The 17,901-nt window shown below is 62.2% G+C and carries 20 protein-coding genes; 15 read left to right on the forward strand and 5 right to left on the reverse strand.

The window, feature by feature from the left end; all coding sequences use genetic code 11:
- Positions 1 to 171 precede the first annotated feature (171 nt).
- Both ACEUCR_RS18365 and ACEUCR_RS18370 read left to right on the forward strand, forming a co-directional pair.
- Positions 172 to 513 (forward strand): hypothetical protein, encoded by a 342-nt coding sequence (locus tag ACEUCR_RS18365; protein ID WP_041995299.1) that lies wholly within the window; start codon positions 172 to 174, stop codon positions 511 to 513.
- 612 nt (positions 514 to 1,125) lie between these two features.
- A complete protein-coding gene (locus tag ACEUCR_RS18370) occupies positions 1,126 to 2,388 on the forward strand; it encodes a dicarboxylate/amino acid:cation symporter (protein WP_041995301.1) in 1,263 nt (420 codons plus the stop codon).
- A gap of 87 nt (positions 2,389 to 2,475) precedes the next feature.
- On the opposite strand, the gene ACEUCR_RS18375 is transcribed toward ACEUCR_RS18370, so the two are convergent.
- Positions 2,476 to 2,907 carry a PACE efflux transporter gene (locus ACEUCR_RS18375; RefSeq protein ID WP_041995303.1) on the reverse strand — a complete coding sequence of 144 codons (432 nt, stop codon included), beginning with the start codon at positions 2,905 to 2,907 and terminating at the stop codon, positions 2,476 to 2,478.
- 135 nt (positions 2,908 to 3,042) lie between these two features.
- On the opposite strand from ACEUCR_RS18375, the gene ACEUCR_RS18380 reads away from it, so the two are divergent.
- Positions 3,043 to 3,939: a LysR family transcriptional regulator gene (locus ACEUCR_RS18380; RefSeq protein ID WP_408791756.1), complete on the forward strand. Its 897-nt coding sequence runs from the start codon at positions 3,043 to 3,045 to the stop codon at positions 3,937 to 3,939.
- Between the two features lie 72 nt (positions 3,940 to 4,011).
- On the opposite strand, the gene ygfZ is transcribed toward ACEUCR_RS18380, so the two are convergent.
- The gene (gene ygfZ / locus ACEUCR_RS18385; protein ID WP_408791796.1) at positions 4,012 to 4,917 is read right to left on the reverse strand and encodes a tRNA-modifying protein YgfZ; all 906 of its coding nucleotides are present in this window, start codon (positions 4,915 to 4,917) and stop codon (positions 4,012 to 4,014) included.
- A gap of 118 nt (positions 4,918 to 5,035) precedes the next feature.
- On the opposite strand from ygfZ, the gene ACEUCR_RS18390 reads away from it, so the two are divergent.
- The gene (locus ACEUCR_RS18390; protein ID WP_041995309.1) at positions 5,036 to 5,305 is read left to right on the forward strand and encodes an FAD assembly factor SdhE; all 270 of its coding nucleotides are present in this window, start codon (positions 5,036 to 5,038) and stop codon (positions 5,303 to 5,305) included.
- A 13-nt stretch (positions 5,306 to 5,318) separates the two neighbouring features.
- A complete protein-coding gene (locus ACEUCR_RS18395) occupies positions 5,319 to 5,705 on the forward strand; it encodes a protein YgfX (protein ID WP_041995432.1) in 387 nt (128 codons plus the stop codon).
- Positions 5,706 to 5,761: 56 nt separating this feature from the next.
- Here ACEUCR_RS18395 and nadB read toward each other — a convergent pair whose 3' ends face one another.
- Positions 5,762 to 7,369 carry an L-aspartate oxidase gene (gene nadB, locus ACEUCR_RS18400; protein WP_041995310.1) on the reverse strand — a complete coding sequence of 536 codons (1,608 nt, stop codon included), beginning with the start codon at positions 7,367 to 7,369 and terminating at the stop codon, positions 5,762 to 5,764.
- Positions 7,370 to 7,551: 182 nt separating this feature from the next.
- Between nadB and rpoE the strand changes: the two genes are divergently transcribed.
- From rpoE to pdxJ, 10 genes are all read left to right on the forward strand, one after another.
- Positions 7,552 to 8,133 (forward strand): RNA polymerase sigma factor RpoE, encoded by a 582-nt coding sequence (rpoE, locus tag ACEUCR_RS18405; protein ID WP_041995312.1) that lies wholly within the window; start codon positions 7,552 to 7,554, stop codon positions 8,131 to 8,133.
- A gap of 22 nt (positions 8,134 to 8,155) precedes the next feature.
- The gene (locus ACEUCR_RS18410) at positions 8,156 to 8,746 is read left to right on the forward strand and encodes a sigma-E factor negative regulatory protein (protein ID WP_408791758.1); all 591 of its coding nucleotides are present in this window, start codon (positions 8,156 to 8,158) and stop codon (positions 8,744 to 8,746) included.
- Between the two features lie 36 nt (positions 8,747 to 8,782).
- Complete coding sequence (locus ACEUCR_RS18415) at positions 8,783 to 9,763, forward strand: MucB/RseB C-terminal domain-containing protein (protein WP_408791760.1); 981 nt, start codon at positions 8,783 to 8,785, stop codon at positions 9,761 to 9,763.
- A 60-nt stretch (positions 9,764 to 9,823) separates the two neighbouring features.
- The gene (locus tag ACEUCR_RS18420; protein WP_041995318.1) at positions 9,824 to 10,285 is read left to right on the forward strand and encodes a SoxR reducing system RseC family protein; all 462 of its coding nucleotides are present in this window, start codon (positions 9,824 to 9,826) and stop codon (positions 10,283 to 10,285) included.
- Between the two features lie 115 nt (positions 10,286 to 10,400).
- The gene (gene lepA, locus ACEUCR_RS18425; protein ID WP_041995320.1) at positions 10,401 to 12,194 is read left to right on the forward strand and encodes a translation elongation factor 4; all 1,794 of its coding nucleotides are present in this window, start codon (positions 10,401 to 10,403) and stop codon (positions 12,192 to 12,194) included.
- A 4-nt stretch (positions 12,195 to 12,198) separates the two neighbouring features.
- The gene (gene lepB / locus ACEUCR_RS18430) at positions 12,199 to 13,122 is read left to right on the forward strand and encodes a signal peptidase I (RefSeq protein ID WP_041995322.1); all 924 of its coding nucleotides are present in this window, start codon (positions 12,199 to 12,201) and stop codon (positions 13,120 to 13,122) included.
- Between the two features lie 2 nt (positions 13,123 to 13,124).
- Positions 13,125 to 13,796, forward strand: coding sequence for a ribonuclease III (rnc, locus tag ACEUCR_RS18435; RefSeq protein WP_041995324.1), 672 nt, complete (start codon positions 13,125 to 13,127; stop codon positions 13,794 to 13,796).
- A 61-nt stretch (positions 13,797 to 13,857) separates the two neighbouring features.
- A complete protein-coding gene (gene era / locus ACEUCR_RS18440) occupies positions 13,858 to 14,763 on the forward strand; it encodes a GTPase Era (RefSeq protein ID WP_408791761.1) in 906 nt (301 codons plus the stop codon).
- Entirely contained in the window at positions 14,764 to 15,462 is a 699-nt protein-coding gene (gene recO, locus ACEUCR_RS18445) for a DNA repair protein RecO (RefSeq protein WP_408791763.1), read from the forward strand.
- Between the two features lie 172 nt (positions 15,463 to 15,634).
- Positions 15,635 to 16,372 (forward strand): pyridoxine 5'-phosphate synthase, encoded by a 738-nt coding sequence (gene pdxJ / locus ACEUCR_RS18450; RefSeq protein WP_041995330.1) that lies wholly within the window; start codon positions 15,635 to 15,637, stop codon positions 16,370 to 16,372.
- Between the two features lie 130 nt (positions 16,373 to 16,502).
- On the opposite strand, the gene ACEUCR_RS18455 is transcribed toward pdxJ, so the two are convergent.
- Positions 16,503 to 17,411, reverse strand: coding sequence for a peptidoglycan recognition protein family protein (locus ACEUCR_RS18455; protein WP_408791765.1), 909 nt, complete (start codon positions 17,409 to 17,411; stop codon positions 16,503 to 16,505).
- 3 nt (positions 17,412 to 17,414) lie between these two features.
- The gene (locus ACEUCR_RS18460; RefSeq protein WP_041995334.1) at positions 17,415 to 17,894 is read right to left on the reverse strand and encodes a YehS family protein; all 480 of its coding nucleotides are present in this window, start codon (positions 17,892 to 17,894) and stop codon (positions 17,415 to 17,417) included.
- Between the last annotated feature and the right edge of the window lie 7 nt (positions 17,895 to 17,901).

Below are 17,901 nucleotides of genomic sequence, written 5' to 3' on the forward strand. Positions count from 1 at the left end.
GTGGGTCGTACGACAGGGCGACAGGCCCCGCTCACTATACCGAGATGCGCCCCAAAAAGCACAGCAGGGCGCGCGGGGCCCGGGGGTAAATAAGAGTGTCGTGCGGGATGGACGCTCTTGAGCGGACAGGGCAAAATGAGCGGGCCTGTTCCCCTAGACGTAAGGATATGTATGACCCAACAGAACGAGCAGCAGAAGACTCGCATGCTGAGCCTGCTACGCGATGGTGAGCGCCGGATGTTGACCCAGTTGTCGGGCCTGCTGCGCAGCTGTGCGGACGAGATCAATGCCGAACTCGGCAAGGAAGAGCTGCTGGAGACCCTGGAGCAGCCCATCACGGTCGAATACCTGAGCGGCGTGGTCCAGCATCATCTGTTCGAGCGTTTGCACAAGGGGGACATGGTGGCGGCCCAGCGTCTGCTGAGCCAGTACCAGCAGGAGATCGCCGCCGTATCGGGCAAGGAGGCGAGTGCACAGCCAGAAGAGGCGCCCCTCGCCACTGCCCAGGCCTGATCCCTCTCCCCGAGCCAGAGGCAGACTTGCTGCCGCCTCTGGCCCTCCTTCCCTTCATCGGCATTTTCCGAGTCCCCTCCGCCGTCTTGACCCGGCCTGTTGCTGCCCTGCATTCCTTGTGCTCTGTTGATCCTGGGCTTGACGTCCATGGCGGCCATATCCCCTGTCTGGCTTTCTGCTTCGGGATCTTTATCTGGCCAGGCTGCTGCCTGTTGGCGTTCTGGCAGCATATTACACTATCGCCTTGCCTGCCTGTTGGGAGGCCTGTGTATCATCTTTGCTGCTGGCATTTAATTCCGTGACTCAGGCAAAAATCAGTGATTATGGTCTGATTACTTGGTGTTAAATCTCGTCATGTATCTAATATTTCATCTTTTAAACAAATTTATAGGTTGGTGCTGCTGTGGCTTTATTTGAGTCAAAGCTCTGTATTTTTGCCGAAAGTGGCGGTAAATGCTGAACTTTTGATCCAAGTCACAGGCTTTGACAGTGATATATACCATTTGTAGCAAAAATGTTTCTTGGGTGTAGAGTCTGCCTTCGTCAGATCGCGATAGTGATATTGACTACAAAAACAATACAAGACAGACAATCACACACAGGAGCAGTCCCATGGATAAGTCTCTCTCGTCCCGCATCTTCGTCGGCCTGTTTGCCGGCCTGGTGCTGGGCAGTGCCATCCAGTATCTCTTCCCCGGCCAGCCATTGCTGGATACCTGGGTCGTCGGCAGCGCCAGCGGCATAGGGGGCATGTTCGTCTCCCTGATCAAGCTGATGGTCATCCCCCTGGTCTACATTTCCATCGTCTGCGGGGTATGCGAGCTGAAAGACGTGGCGAGTTTCGGTCGCCTCGGCACCAAGACACTGCTGCTCTACATAGGCAATACAGTGCTGGCCATCACGGCCGCCCTGACGGTGGGCCTGCTGCTGCAACCCGGTCTGGGGGCCCATCTGCCCCTGGCCGCAGAGGCGGTGGACATAGGCAACACCAGCACCCCGGACATCGGCAAGATGATCATGAACATAGTGCCGAGCAACCCGATCCAGGCGTTTGCCTCCGGCGACATGCTGCAGATCATCTTCATGGCGATCCTGACCGGTCTGGCCATTCAGGCCCTGGACAAGCGCGGCGGCCCTGCGGTCAACGCGTTTCGCATCGCCAACGAGGTGATGATGAAACTGGTGGGCCTGGTGATGAAGCTGGCACCGTACGGCGTGTTCGCCCTCATGGTGCAGCTGGGTGCCACCATGGCGGCCGATACCCTGATGTCGGTGGCCAGTTATGTGCTGCTGGTGGTGGCCATGCTGGTGGGCTGGATCTTCCTGGTCTATCCGCTGCTGGTCTGGTTGCTGACCGGGATCAAGCCCGCCGAGTTTCGTCGCAAGACACGCGAGCAGGTGCTCTTCTCCCTGTCGACCGCCAGCTCCAACGCCACCATTCCGGTGACCATGCGCACCCTCACCGAGAAGTTTGGGGTCAGCAAGTCCATCGCGGGCTTCGGCGTGCCGCTTGGGGCCACCATGAACATGTCAGGTGTCTCCATCTACATCACGCTGGCGACCCTGTTCGTGGCCAACGCCACCGGCGCCAGCATCAACAGCGCGGATCTGCTCTCCATCGGCTTCACCGTGCTGATCCTCTCCATCGGAGCGGGGGGCGTGCCCGGCGGTGGCGTGGTCATGATAGGGGTGATGCTGATGCAGCTCGGCCTGCCCATGGAGGCGCTTGCCATCATCATGGCGGTGGATCGCATCAATGACATGTTCTGCACCTCCTCCAACGTGGTGGGGGATACCGCGGTCTGCGTGGTGGTGGCCAAGTCCGAGAATGGCATCGGGGTGGAAGAGGCTCAGCCCGAGCAGGCGGCGGCCTGATACCGCGTCACTGACCCGGCCGAGCGGCCGGGCAGGGTCATCGAAAGGTCCACCTCGGGGTGGACCTTTTTCATGGGAACCTGGGGGTCAGATGCCCTGCGCTGTCTGAACCGGGATGGGAAAGACCCTGTCGTAGAGCAGGTTGTAGACGAAGGCATAGACCAGATAGAAGAGCACGAAGCCCAGATCCAGCACCAGGGCTTCCAGCAGGCTGATCTCCAGCCACCAGGCCATGGCGGGCAGGGCCACGGTCAGCAGGCCCCCTTCGAACCCGATGGCGTGCCATACCCGCTGCCACAGGCTCTTGCGCGTATGCCCCTGGCGTTGTTGCAGCAAACGGTCAAATCCGAGGTTGTAGACATAGTTCCAGAGGGTGGCCAGTACGGAGAAGAAGAGGGCCAGTGGCCCCATGTGGCTCAGGGCCACCCCGGTCAACCAGCTGGCGAGGGGGGCGGCGATCAGCAGGCCAATCAATTCAAAGCCGATGGCGTGGCGCAGACGATCACGGACGGTACGCATCTCTATCTCTCTCTTCAGGTGTTGATATGGGCAGAAATCTATCGCTAAACTGCGATAGTTTCACGTTGGTATCCATCTGCTTTGTAGATACATCATGGCCCTGATGCTGGGCCAGCACTGGCAAGGAATCTCCCCATGAATCTCTCTTTGGAACAGCTCAAGGCCTTGCTGGCGGCGGCCGAGACCGGCTCTTTCTCCGCCGCGGCCCGCCGCCTCGGCAAGGCGCAATCCGTGGTGAGCAGCGCCATCGCCAATCTGGAGATAGATCTGGGGGTCGAACTGTTCGATCGCCGCGGCCGCTATCCGGTGCTGACCGCGGCCGGTGAGCGATTGCTGGTGGAGGCCAGGGCCGTGCTCGCCAGCAGCGAACAGTTGCAGGCGGTGGCCCACGAGCTCCATGGCGGGGTGGAGGCCAGGCTGACCCTGGCCATCGACGACGATTCCCAGCTGCCCTGGGTCGCCGAGGTGCTGGATCGCTTCGCCCAGACCTTCCCCGCCATCGAGCTGGAGCTGCTGTTTCCCATGCTCGAAGATCTCACCCATCTGCTGCGGGAGGGGCGGGCCCAGCTCGGCATCAGTTACGAGCGGCTGCAGGCGAGCCGGGATCTGGAGTTTCATGCCCTGGGTCGCCTGCGCCTGCCCATCGTCGTGGCACCGGCTCATCCCCTGGCCCGGTTGGCGCGGGTCGGGCTCGCCGATCTCAAGGGGGAGCGCCAGCTGATGGTCACCGGCCAGCGGGGCGGCGGGGAGCGGGAGCGTTTTCGCTTCGCGCCGAGCGTCTGGTGGGTGGAGGGGGACTGGGGCGTGCTCGAGCTCATCAAGCGCGGCCTGGGTTGGGGTTCAGTGCCCGAATACCTGTTGCAGGGGCCCCTGGCCAGGGGGGAGGTGGTGGTGCTGCCGGTGGATTTTCTCGAGCAGCAGTGGAGCATGGGACTGGAGCTGCTGTGGAGGCGGGATCAGCCGCTGGGGCAGGCGGGCCGCTGGCTCAGGGAGGCGCTAGTGACCCATGCCCGTCAGGTGTTCAGGGGGTAAACAGAGTCGGTTTCACCGCCGGGTGGGCGGCAGCAAAAAGGCCCCTGCGGGCCTTGATGCGAGTGGCGCGGCTCAGTCGTCCAGCGCGTAGGGCAGGGGTTGCAGGTGCAGCCGTGACCCCTCCTCCTGCTTGAGACGAAACAGGGCGTCGGCCTCGGTATCCTTGGGCAGCACGGCGGTGAGCCAGACCTGGCCATCCTGCTGCCAGGCATTGAGCACTAGGCCGCTGCGGCGCCAGTGCTCGCCGAGCTGCCGCTCCAGGGTATCGCCGCTGGCGACCGTGGCACTGGCCTCGCCGGCCAGCACGAACAGGGCCCGGTTGCTGGCGCCGCGATACTTGGCGCGGGCCACCGTCTCCTGGCCCATGTAGCAGCCCTTGGTGAAGCTGATGCCGCCGAGGGCCTGCAGGTTGATCATCTGGGGAATGTATTCCCCCTGATGGGCCGCCTCCAGGTGAGGGATGCCGGCGGCTATGTCCAGGGCCCACCAGAGATCCTGGCTGGCCTGCGGCAGGGCCAGGGCGGGATCCTGCTCGCTCACCAGCAACCAGCGGTCGGGGGCGACCCTGGCTGCCATGCCAGAGGGGGTCAGTCCCGTGTCGCTGAGACCGAACTCGGTGGCGATCCAGGCATCCGTGCCCGTGCCCGCGATGGCCAGGCTGGTCCAGTCGCACGGCTGGATATCGACCCGGGCGAACACGGCAAATTTCTTGAGTTCCGGCAGCTGGCGTGCCAGCAGGGAGGCCCTGGTCTGCAACAGCAGGCTCTCTTGCAGGCAGTAGAGGCGAAAATCGCCCCACAGCTTGCCCTTGGCATCGCAGTGGCCGCCCAGGGTGCTCTGGCCGGGGGCGAGGGCATTGACGTCACAGGTGACCTGACCTTGCAGGTATTTGGCTCTCTCTTCGCCGGTGAGGCGGACCAGAGCCAGGTCGGTCAGGGGGAATTGGGTAGGCTCGGCAGGGAAAACAGGGGCTTGCAGGCTCACGATCGCATTCCTGGGACAAAAGTATGTGACCTGCATGGTAAAGACGTAAGGAATGTTTGTCAGCCGGAAAATCCTGCTGTTACCATCCCCGGGTCTTTGTAAGGAGAGAGCCATGTTGAGCCCCATCGAGAAATCCCGCCTGAAGTGGGCCTGCCGTCGTGGCATGCTCGAGCTGGATGTGATCTTTATGCCCTTTTTCGAACACGAGTTCGACTCCCTGAGCGAGGCCGAGCAGCAGACCTTCATCCGTTTGCTGGCGTGCGAGGATCCCGAGCTGTTTCGCTGGAGCATGGGCCACGGGGTGCCGGATGATCCCGATTTCGCCGCCATGATCCCCCTGATCCTGGCGCGCAACCAGGCTCGCCACGACGCCAAGTTGTAAGGTCGGCATGCAGATCCCCGTCATCGTCTCCCGGCGCCAGCAGCTCTGTCTGCTGGCGTTGTTCTTGGGGATGCTCTGGCCTGTGTCTGCCCTGATCCAGGGCGGCTTGTGGGGACTGTTTCTGCCGGTCTGGGCCCTGGGCCTGACCCTGGCCCTGCGCCAGTCGCGCCGGGTGAGCGCGCCACTGCTCTGGGAGCGGGAGTGGCTGAGCTGGCAGGGCGGGCGCTACCGGATCGGACCGCGCAGCTGCATCCTGCCCGGCGCGCTCTGGCTCCAGCTGCTGGGGGAGCAGGGCGGACAAGCCCGGCTCTGGTTGTTCGCCGATGCCCTGGCCCCCGAACACTACCGCGCCCTGGCCCGGGCCGTGCACCTCAATCCGGCCCGCAAGGGGAACCGCTGACTGGCCAGAATGACAGACCCCGCACTCGGCGGGGTCTGTGGTGATGGCGCTGCGGATCAATCCCTGTCCGGGGTCAACACGGTCGGCCTGGGGTTGGCCTGCATGTCCGGGAAGTCCAGGTTGTAGTGCAGGCCGCGAGACTCCTTGCGCTGCAGGGCGCAGTTGACGATGAGCTCGGCCACCTGCAGCAGGTTGCGCAGCTCCAGCAGGTTGTTGGAGACCCGGAAGTTGGCGTAGTACTCCTGCACCTCCTGCTTGAGCAGGTCGATGCGGCGCTTGGCCCGTTCGAGCCGCTTGTTGGTACGCACTATCCCCACATAGTCCCACATCATCAGGCGCAGCTCGTGCCAGTTGTGCTGGATCACCACCTGCTCGTCCGAATCGTCCACCAGGCTCTCGTCCCAGGCGGGCAGGGCCGGGGGTTCCACGCTCATGGGCAGCTTGGCCAGGATGTCGGCCCCCGCCTGATGGGCATAGACCACGCATTCGAGCAGGGAGTTGGAGGCCATGCGGTTGGCGCCGTGCAGACCGGTATAGGTCACTTCGCCGATGGCGTAGAGCCCGGGAATGTCGGTCTGGCCGTTGTTGTCTATCATCACGCCGCCACAGGTGTAGTGGGCCGCCGGGACTATGGGCATTGCCTCCCTGGTGATGTCGATGCCGACCGCCATGCAACGCTCATAAATGGTCGGGAAGTGCTTGATGATGAACTCCGCCGGCTTGTGGCTGATATCCAGATACATGCAGTCGGCGCCCAGGCGCTTCATCTCGTGGTCGATGGCGCGGGCGACGATGTCTCGCGGCGCCAGCTCGGCCCGCTCGTCAAAATCTTCCATGAAACGGCTGCCGTCCGGGCGGCGCAGATAGGCCCCCTCGCCACGCAGGGCTTCGGTCAGCAGGAAGTTGGGGTCGTCGGGGTGGTACAGGCTGGTGGGATGGAACTGGTTGAATTCCAGGTTCGCCACCCGGCAGCCGGCACGCCAGGCCATGGCGATGCCATCCCCCGAGCTCACATCCGGATTGGAGGTGTACTGGTACACCTTGGAGGCGCCGCCGGTGGCCAGGGCCACGAAGCGGGCGCGGATCACCTCGACCTGTTCGGCGTTGCGGTTCCAGACATAGGCTCCCAGCACCCGGTTGCCCGGCAGACCCAGCTTGCGGGTGGTGATGAGATCGACCGCGTTGAAGCGCTCCATCAGCTGGATATTGGGGTGGGCGCGCACCTGGTCGACTAGCGTGGTCTGCACCGCCTTGCCGGTGGCATCCGCCGCATGGAAGATGCGGCGATGGCTGTGGCCCCCTTCCCGGGTCAGGTGATAGTGGGGCTCGCCGTGGTCGTCCTCCTCCTGATCGAAGGGAACCCCCTGCTGGATCAGCCACTGAATGGAGTCGCGGGCGTGGCGGGCGGTGAACTCGACGACCCCCGGGTCGCACAGGCCGGCGCCTGCGTTGAGCGTGTCACTGACATGGGATTCGATGCTGTCGGTTTCGTCAAACACGGCAGCGATGCCTCCTTGCGCATAGAAGGTGGCCCCCTCACTGATGGGCCCCTTGCTCAGAACCAGGACCTTGGCCTGATCTGCCAATCGCAAGGCGAGGGACAGACCGGCGGCACCGCTGCCAATGATGAGCACGTCGCAAAGGTATTCAACACTTGCTTTCATAAGTATCATTGGCCTGGATAAAGAACTGGCACCATGGTAGCCCAAGCGAGGGTAACGATGCAGCCCACATCACCTTTTTTTAAACTAAAGCGAACTTTCTCTGATTTTCCCTGTCTGAACTTGTGCGCTTAGGAAAGGCCGGAAAAGAAGAACGATAACCTTAATGGGGGTCTTACGGCCTGATGAGCGACCAGAATTTACTGGACGAACAGCTGGTTGAGCGAGTCCAACGTGGCGATAAAAACGCGTTCAACCTGTTGGTAACGAAATACCAGCACAAGGTAGTCAACCTGGTGGCCAGGTATGTCAACAATCCCGGTGATGTGCCGGACGTAGCGCAAGAGGCCTTTATCAAAGCCTATCGGGCGCTGCCGACATTCCGTGGTGAGAGTGCGTTTTACACCTGGTTGTACCGAATTGCCGTCAATACGGCCAAGAATTACATCACCTCCCAAGGGCGCAGGCCGCCCAGTAGTGACGTGGAGGCCGACGAGGCAGAATACTACGGCGGTGGAGAGGCCCTGCAAGAGGTCGCCACCCCGGAGAATCTGGCACTGACCGACGAGATCAAGCGGACAGTGTTTGCCGCCATAGAGGCGCTGCCTGAGGACTTGAGGACAGCCATCACCCTTCGTGAACTGGAAGGGCTGAGTTATGAAGAGATTGCCGAAATCATGGATTGCCCTGTGGGTACGGTCAGATCCCGCATATTCAGGGCGAGGGACGCAATCGACAAAAAGCTGAAACCTCTGACTGAGAATTAAACTGGGGAAGACAGGTTAACTTATGGCGAACAAACAGCAAATCTCGGCCCTGATGGATGGTGACCTGAGTGATGTTCAGGAACTCGATGCCCTGGCGATGGATGCCGAGGGACGGGGTACCTGGAGCCGTTACCATCTGATCGGTGATGCCATGCGGGGAGATCTGCCGCTCAATCTGCAGCTGGATCTCAGCGACAAGATAGCCATGGCCCTCGATGAGGAGCCGACCATACTGGCTCCCGTAGCGGCACCTGCCCCTCAGGTTGTGCCAGCGCGGCAGACGGCCCGGGTCCTTCCCTTTTTGCGCCGGGCGGGTCAACAGTTTGGCCAGTATGCCATCGCTGCCTCGGTCGCCGCCGCCGTCATCTTCGGGGTGCAGCAGTATCAGGGTCAGGATCCGGCACTGCAGAGCAATCCTGTGCTCAATACCATACCCATAGGGGGCAGCGCCTCGCCGGTGAGCGTGCATTACCCTCAGGATGCTGAGCGCAATGCCCGCCAGCAGGCCCTGAGCGAGCAACAGGTGAATGAGCAAAGAGCCAGGATCAATGCGTTCCTGCGCGATCACCAGTTGCAGCAGCGTCTGTTGCAAGACAAGCAGGTCCAGGAATAAGGGCCTGTCAGCCATCACTCTCTCAGGAATGTTATCGTGCGCCAGTTCAGCCGTATCCTGCTGGCCTCTGCCCTGTTGATTTGTGCCAAGGCCTCGGCCGACGAAATGTCGGCCGAGGCCTTGTTGCAGCAGATGCAGAGAGCCACCACCCAACAGAATTTCGAACTCGCCATGGTCAAGGCGAGACAGGGACGGCTCGAGCCGATCCGGATCAGCCATGCCATCATCGACGGCAAGGAAGTTGCCCACCTCAGTTATCTGGATGGCAAGGCGGTGGAATATCTGCAGCGCCAGGATGAGTTCACCTTCTTCGAGAACACCCACGAGCCATACACGCTCAAGGGGGGGCGCTTCCCCGGCATCTGGTCCACCCTGGTCAACATGCCGCTGGCGCGGGTGCTGGCCAGTTATGATCTGGTGGTGGCCGGTCGCAGCCGGGTGGCGGGTCGGGTCTCCCAGGTGGTCCGCATGGTGCCCAAGGAGGCGGACAAGTATGGTTTCGTGCTCTGGCTCGATGAAGAGAGTCATTTGCTGCTTAGGTCGGACATGATCGACAAGGAGGGCAATCTGGTGGAGCAGGTGCTTGGGGTGGATCTCGATCTGATGTCGGCGCCGTCCCCCTGGCTGGTCACCCTGGCCAACAGCAAGCTGCCCCATGCCCTGACGCTGGAGGATGCCTATCCCGCCCCCCAGCAGGTGCTCAACTGGCAGGTGACCTGGTTGCCGGAAGGCTTCAAGCTGCTCTCGCAAGACAAGCATCAGCTGGTGACCACCAGCACCCCGGTGGACTATATGATGCTCTCCGATGGCCTGGTGGATCTCTCCGTCTATGTGGCCAGGGTCGACCCGGATCAGGCGGTGCGCCAGCAATTGATCCGCCAGGGGGCCACCTCTCTGGTCAGCTTCGTCAACGATGTCGGGGTCGAAATCACCGTGGTGGGGGAGATCCCGGCCGACACCGCCAAGCGCATCGCCGAGTCGGTACGGCCGCTCTCTCGCAATGAGACGGTGCAGTAAGGACGCCCATGACGTATGGTGGGCGGGATCCCATGGCGCAGGAGTGACACCTTGGATGAAATGAGCGAAGAGCTGGCGACCGTGGTCGCCATCGACGATCGGCACGTCTGGGTCGAGTGTGAGCGGCGCTCCGCCTGCAGTGGTTGCCAGCAGCAGCCCCATTGCGGCACCGGTACTGTGGCCAAGGCCTTTCCCCAGGGTCACCAGCGGATCCGGGTCGCCCGCACCATGACGCTGGCGGTGGGCCAGCAGGTGCGCCTTGGCATTCCCCGGCAGAGCCTGCTGCGGGGGGCTGCTCTGGTCTATGTGCTGCCGCTGTTCTGCCTGCTGGTGGGCGCCCTGTTCGGCCAGCTCTGGCTGGCTCCTCTGCTTGGCGCGGGGGAGGGGGTCACCATCCTCAGTTGTCTGGGGGGCGGTGCCCTGGGTTTCTTGCTGGTACGTTTTTATTCGAACCGTCTCGATCGGGGGGCTTATGGTCCCCGTATTCTGGGAGCCGTGCTCACCACTCGCTCCCTTGTTTAACCATGTTGGCCCCCCTTGATTGACCCGCCGACTAAAGATTGGCCGTTTAGCGGGTTATCCAGTAAAATCCTGCCTCCATATCCGGCCCTAACCTAATTTGAGTGATCCCTGCTCGATGAAATACATTCGTAACTTTTCGATTATTGCGCACATTGACCACGGTAAATCGACCCTGTCGGACCGTCTGATCCAGACTTGTGGCGGCCTGTCCGACCGCGAGATGCAGGCTCAGGTGCTTGACTCCATGGATCTGGAACGCGAGCGCGGCATTACCATCAAAGCGCAGAGTGTGACCCTGAACTACCAGGCCAAAGACGGTAACACCTACCAGCTGAACTTTATCGACACCCCGGGTCACGTGGACTTCTCCTATGAGGTATCCCGCTCGCTGGCTGCCTGTGAAGGGGCGCTGCTGGTGGTCGATGCCGGTCAGGGGGTTGAGGCACAGACTCTGGCCAACTGCTACACCGCCATGGAAATGGAGCTGGAAGTGGTGCCAGTGCTCAACAAGATCGACCTGCCTGCCGCCGAGCCCGAGCGGGTTGCCGAGGAGATCGAAGACATAGTCGGTATCGATGCCGTCGATGCGGTGCGTTGCTCCGCCAAGACCGGCCTGGGCGTCGATCTGGTGCTGGAAGAGATCGTCGCCAAGATCCCGGCCCCGGAAGGTGACCCGGACGCCCCGCTGCAGGCGCTGATCATCGACTCCTGGTTCGACTCCTACCTGGGGGTCGTGTCGCTCGTGCGGATCAAGAACGGTTCCCTCAAGAAGAACGACAAGATCAAGGTGATGAGCACCGGTCAGGTGTGGGGTGTCGATCGCATCGGTATCTTCACGCCCAAGCAGGTCGATACCCAGGGTCTGGGTTGTGGCGAGGTAGGTTGGGTGGTCTGCGGCATCAAGGACATCCACGGCGCCCCCGTGGGCGATACCCTGACCCAGGCCAAGCACGGTGCCGACAAGGCGCTGGCCGGTTTCAAGAAGGTGAAGCCCCAGGTCTATGCGGGCCTGTTCCCCATCTCCAGCGATGACTACGAGTCCTTCCGTGACGCCCTGGACAAGCTCTCCCTCAACGACGCCTCCCTGTTCTTCGAGCCCGAGAGTTCCACCGCCCTGGGCTTTGGCTTCCGTTGCGGCTTCCTCGGCATGCTGCACATGGAGATCATCCAGGAACGTCTGGAGCGGGAATACGATCTGGACCTCATCACCACGGCGCCGACCGTCGTGTATGAAATCGAACTCAACGACGGTTCGACCATCCACATCGACAGCCCGGCCGCCATGCCGCCGGTGAACAACATCAAGGAGATGCGCGAGCCCATCGCCGAGTGCAACATCTTGTTGCCCCAGGAGTACATGGGCAACGTCATCACTCTGTGCATCGAGAAGCGCGGCGTGCAGACCAACATGGTCTATCACGGCAAGCAGGTGGCACTGACCTATGAAATCCCCATGGCGGAAGTGGTGCTCGACTTCTTCGATCGCCTGAAATCCACCAGCCGCGGCTATGCCTCTCTGGATTACGGCTTCAAGCACTTCCAGACCTCCGACATGGTGCGTCTGGACATCATGATCAACGGCGAACGGGTCGATGCCCTGGCCATCATCACCCACAAGGAGAACGCCCAGTTCCGCGGTCGCCAGGTGGTGGAGAAGATGCGTGAGCTGATCCCGCGCCAGATGTTCGACATCGCGATCCAGGCTTCTATCGGCAACCAGATCATCGCTCGCAGCACGGTCAAGGCCCTGCGCAAGGACGTGACCGCCAAGTGCTACGGCGGCGACGTGAGCCGCAAGAAGAAGCTGTTGAACAAGCAGAAAGAAGGCAAGAAGCGGATGAAGTCCCTGGGCCGTGTCGACGTGCCCCAGGAGGCCTTCCTCGCCATTCTCCATGTAGGAAAGGATTGATCTGATGGCAAGCACGTTTTCCCTGATCCTGGTCATCGTCTGTCTGGTGACCGGCGTCATCTGGTGTGTCGACAAACTGGTGTGGTCCAAGCAGCGGGCCGCCAAGATCGCCGTGGCCCGTGCCCATGGCGGTGCTGGCCTGGACGAGAAGACCCTGGCCAAGGTGGCGCCGGTGCCGGTATGGATAGAACAGACGGCGGGGATCTTCCCCGTCATCACCCTGGTGCTGATCCTGCGCTCCTTCCTGTTCGAGCCGTTCCAGATCCCGTCGGGATCCATGATGCCCACCCTGCTGGTGGGAGACTTCATCCTGGTGGAGAAGTTTGCCTATGGCCTCAAGGATCCCGTGACCAACACCAAGTTCCTCGAGACGGGTGAACCGTCACGGGGCGACGTGGTGGTGTTCAAGTATCCGCTGGATACCCGGGTCGACTACATCAAACGGGTGGTCGGCATGCCGGGGGATAGGGTCATCTATCGCAACAAGCAGATCATGATCCGGCCCAAGTGCGAGGAACAGGAAGGGAAAACCTGCCCGGGCTTCCAGAAGCTCGACGTCACCTTCGACAAGCGGGGTGAGTTCAGCCAGATGGGGATCCCCCTGGATCGCTTCACCGAGCAACTGGGTGCGGTGAGCCACGATACCCTGCGCAATCCCATGATGCCGGACCTGGTGGATCGCTACTATCGCCAGCCCGGTACCTACCCGGACGAGTGGGTGGTGCCCGAGGGTCACTACTTCGTGATGGGGGACAACCGCGACAACAGCACCGACAGCCGTTTCTGGGGCTTCGTGCCCGAGCAGAACCTGGTGGGCAAGGCGGTCGCCATCTGGATCAGTTTCGAATTTGAGCGCGACGAGAGCTCCTGGCTGCCTGGCTGGGTGCCGACCGGCGTGCGCTTCAACCGCATTGGCGGAATCGAGTGATGATGAATATCAAGATGAACAGACTGCAGTCCCGTCTCGGGCATGTCTTTTCGGACAAGGATATGTTGACCCGGGCCCTGACGCACAGAAGCGCCGGGTCCCGCCACAACGAGCGACTGGAGTTCCTCGGGGACTCCATCCTCAGTCTGGTGATTGCCGATGACCTGTTCCACCGCTTCCCGCAGGCGGCGGAAGGGGATCTCAGCCGGATGCGCGCCACCCTGGTGCGTGAGAAGACGCTGGCCGAACTGGGCCGCGAATTCGAGCTCGGGGATCATCTGATCCTGGGCCCGGGCGAGCTCAAGAGCGGCGGCTATCGCCGCGAGTCCATCCTGGCGGACACGGTCGAGGCAATGATCGGCGCCATCTATCTGGATACCGACCTTGAGACGGTACGTGGATTGCTGCTCGGCTGGTACGCCAGCCGCCTGGAGGAGATCAAGCCGGGCATAGAGCAGAAGGATCCCAAGACCCGTCTGCAAGAAATATTGCAGGGAAGCCGCAAATCCCTGCCGACCTATACCGTGACCAAGGTCAAGGGGGAGGCCCACAACCAGGAGTTCACCGTCCAGTGCGACGTCGAAGGCCTGGCTGAGCCCCTCATCGGGGTCGGCACCAGCCGTCGCAAGGCCGAACAGGCCGCAGCGCAGCAAGCATTGGAAAGACTGTCATGACAGGGATTGTTGATGTAACAGGCCGCTGTCTTTCAACACAACAAGCATTGGAAAAACTGTCATGACGGATACAGATACCACCTATTGCGGCTTCGTCGCCATCGTGGGCCGCCCCAACGTGGGCAAGTCCACCCTGCTCAACAAGCTGCTCGGCCAGAAGGTCAGCATCACCTCGAAGAAGCCCCAGACCACCCGTCACCGGATCCTGGGGATCGACACCGAGGATCACTACCAGACCATCTATGTGGATACCCCGGGTCTGCACATCGAAGAGAAGCGGGCCATCAACCGCCTGATGAACCGCGCCGCCACCAGCTCCCTGGGAGATGTGGCCATGGTGGTGTTCGTGGTGGACGGTACCCACTGGACCAAGGATGACGAGATGGTGCTGGGCAAGCTGCGCCACCTCAAGTGCCCCGTGGTGCTGGCGGTCAACAAGATCGACAACGTCAAGGAGAAAGAGGATCTGCTGCCCCACCTGGAGTGGCTGGGCCAGCAGATGAACTTCGCCCACATACTGCCCATCAGCGCCGAGAAAGGCACCAACGTGGCCAAGATCCGCGAGTGGGCCAAGAATCTGCTGCCGGAAAACGTCCACTTCTTCCCGGAAGATTACGTGACCGACCGCTCCTCCCGCTTCATGGCCTCGGAGATCATCCGCGAGAAGCTGATGCGCTTCACCGGCGAGGAGCTGCCCTACTCGGTGACGGTGGAGATAGAGCGCTTCAAGGTGGAAGAGAGCGGCATCTATCACATCAACGCCCTGATCCTGGTGGAGCGGGATGGCCAGAAGAAGATGGTCATCGGCAACAAGGGTGAAAAGATCAAGACCATAGGCACAGAGGCGCGCATCGACATGGAACGCCTGTTCCAGAACAAGGTGCACCTGGAGCTGTGGGTCAAGGTCAAGGCGGGCTGGGCCGACGACGAGCGGGCCCTGCGCAGCCTGGGTTATGGTGATGACTGATTGCTGAGCCCAGCCTTCGTCATCCACAGTCGGCCCTATCGGGAGACCAGCCAGCTGGTCGAGGTCTTCACCCAGGATAGTGGCCGATTCACCCTGGTGGCTCGCGGTTCCCGCGGGCCACGTTCCCCTCTCAAGGGGCTGCTGCAACCCTTCTCCCTGCTCGCCCTCAGCTGGCGCGGCAAGGGGGATCTCAAGAATCTGGTCCAGGTCGAATGCCCGGATCACTCCCTGCGCCTCGGTGGCGATCTGCTGTTCTACGGCCTCTATCTGAACGAGCTGGTCTACTACCTGCTCGAGGCGAACACCCCCTTCCCCGAGGTATTCGACGCCTATGCCCATGCGCTGATGGCGCTCACCGACGGTGAAACCCCGGAGCTGCCCCTGCGTCGCTTCGAGTTTCTGCTGTTGCAGGCCCTGGGCTATGCGGTGGACTTCGAATATGCCGCCGACGACGAGGCCCGGATCCAGCCCGATCTGCTCTATGGCTTCGAGCGGGAGCTTGGCTTCGTCGCTTGCGAGCGGGCGCCGGATCCCCGTACCCTGTTTCTCGGTGCCCATCTGCTGGCCTTCGCCGAGGGGCGGTTCGATACCCCTCCCTTGTTGCAGGCGGCCAAGCGTTTCAGCCGGCTGGCGCTGCAACCTTATCTGGGTAAACGCCAGTTGAAGAGCCGGGAGCTGTTTTTGAAGCGAAAAAGCTAACACCGATTGGCGCTGCAACTTCCCAACTGTCAGCAAGCGCTAGCTAAAGAGCCGGGGGCTGTTTTGACGCAAAGTGCGACAACCCCGCAGTGAGACAGGCAGGCCCCTGGCGTCGAGCCGTCGACCTCGAGACCTGCAACGGATTTCAACACGGACTTTCAAGGAGTTATCAATGAGCGAAATCTATCTGGGTGTGAACATCGATCACATCGCCACCCTGCGCAATGCCCGTGGCACCCAGTATCCGGATCCGGTTCAGGCCGCCTTCGTGGCCGAGCAGGCCGGAGCCGATGGCATTACCGTCCATCTGCGGGAAGATCGCCGCCACATCACCGACCGTGACGTCGAGATCCTGCGCCAGACCATTCAGACCAGAATGAATCTGGAAATGGCGGTCACCGAGGAGATGATCGCCATCGCCTGCCGCATCAAGCCCCATTTCGTCTGCCTGGTGCCGGAGAAGCGTACCGAGGTGACCACCGAGGGGGGCCTGGACGTGGCCGGTCAGCTGGACAAGGTGAGCGATGCCGTGCGCCGCCTGAGCGAGGTGGGTGCCAAGGTATCGCTCTTCATCGACGCGGACTACCAGCAGATCGATGCAGCCGTGCTGAGTGGCGCCCCCTTCATCGAGATCCACACCGGCCGCTATGCCGATGCCACCACGGATGCCGAGCGCAACGCCGAGTTCAAGCGGATCGCCGCCGGCGCCTCCTATGCCGCCGACAAGGGGCTCAAGGTCAATGCCGGCCACGGCCTGCACTATCACAATGTGCAGGCGATCGCCGCCATCCCCGAGATCTATGAGCTTAATATCGGCCACGCCATCATAGGCCGCGCCGCCTTCGACGGCCTGGCCAAGGCGGTCGCCGACATGCGCGCCCTGATGCAGGAAGCCCGCACCAACGTCTGATCCCGCCAGGGTGAGGTATCCATGAGCGAGCCGCCGGCAGGGAGACTGCCGGCGGCTTCTTTTTTGGGGCTGGTGGGGTCTGGCAGACTTGGCGCCTCAGGCTGGGGGCGTCCTGGGCGCGCAATAGGGGTCAGGGCGCCGGATAGTACTTTTCCAGCAGGGCGGTGAGGATGGCCTGACTCTCGGGATCGGGCTCGCTGTCCACCTTCTCCTGGCGAAAGTGGAGCTGGAAGGCGCGCAGGGCATCCCGGCTCGGCGCATCCCACAGGCCAGTGGCGGGCAGATCATAGCCATAGCGGGCGAGGGCCTGCTGCCAGCGACCGGCATCCCAGCGGGCGGACGGGGAGCGCGCCAGCTCGGCGCGCAGGGCGGCAACCCGGGACTCATCGGGCCAGGCGCCGACGCCGTACTCGAAGTAGAGCCGTCGCCAGGGGAAGCGGGGACCGGGATCCAGCTTGCGGGTCGGTGCCACATCGCTGTGGGCCAGCACCTGGGTCGGCGCTATCCGATAGCGGGCCACGAGGTCTCGTACCAGGGCCCCCACGGCGGCGATCTGGGGTTCGGTGAACTGCTGCCAGTGACGGCGATCGATGGCCAGGTGCGCTTCCCGGGCATCGTAGCCCAGGTTGACTATCTCTATGCCCAGGGAACTGGCATTGAGCCCGGCCTGGTGATGCCAGCGGCTGCGCCCCGCATGCCAGGCCCGCTGGCTGTCCGGCACCAGCTGATAGACGGGCAGGGGGGAGACGGCGGGCTCGCGGGGTACCAGATAGTGGGCGCTCACCTTGTGGCGGGCCCGGGTCAGCAGGCGCAGGGAGTTGGCGTCATCCTCGTCCGTGTAATGGAGGATGATGAAGGCGATGCGATCATCCTGGCTGGCACTGTGATGGCGGTGATCGAGGCGGTAACTGGCGGGCTGGCAGCCCTGCAGGGCGAGGATGACCAGCAGGAGCAGGGCCCAGGCAAGGGAGGGGCGCCGCGCCGCGCTCCCCACTCGGCCTGGGGGCCGATGCAGGGGGAGGTGCGATGGCGCGGCCATGGCTCAGCCGCGCAGTTGTGCGGTCAGGCCGAGCAGGAAGTTGCGCAGGATCTGATCCCCGCAGTCCTGGTAATGCTTGTGATCCTTGGCACGAAACAGGGCGCTCAGCTCGGACTTGGAGAGCTTGAAATTGGCGGCCTTGAGGGTGGCGAGCATCTCCTCTTCCTTGAAGTTCAGGGCGATGCGCAGCTTCCTCAGGATGAGGTTGTTGTTGATCCGGTTGGGGATCTGCTGGGGCGGCGCGTCTTCTTTCACACCGCGGCGCACGGCGATCATGCCGTCGAGAAACTGGCTGAGGGCCGAGTCCGGGCAGGCGGCAAAGCCCGCTTCCTGCTCTTCCCCTTCCTCGGCTTCCTTCATCAGCCAGCTGTGCAACTGGGCGTGGCTGACAGTCAGATTGCCTTTGGCAAACATCTCGACCATCTGATCGTTGCTGATGTTGAGGGCGTAGCGCAGGCGACGCAGTATATCGTTGTTGGTCATGGTGACT

The organism is Aeromonas bivalvium, assembly GCF_046078285.1.
Lineage (GTDB): Bacteria > Pseudomonadota > Gammaproteobacteria > Enterobacterales > Aeromonadaceae > Aeromonas > Aeromonas bivalvium.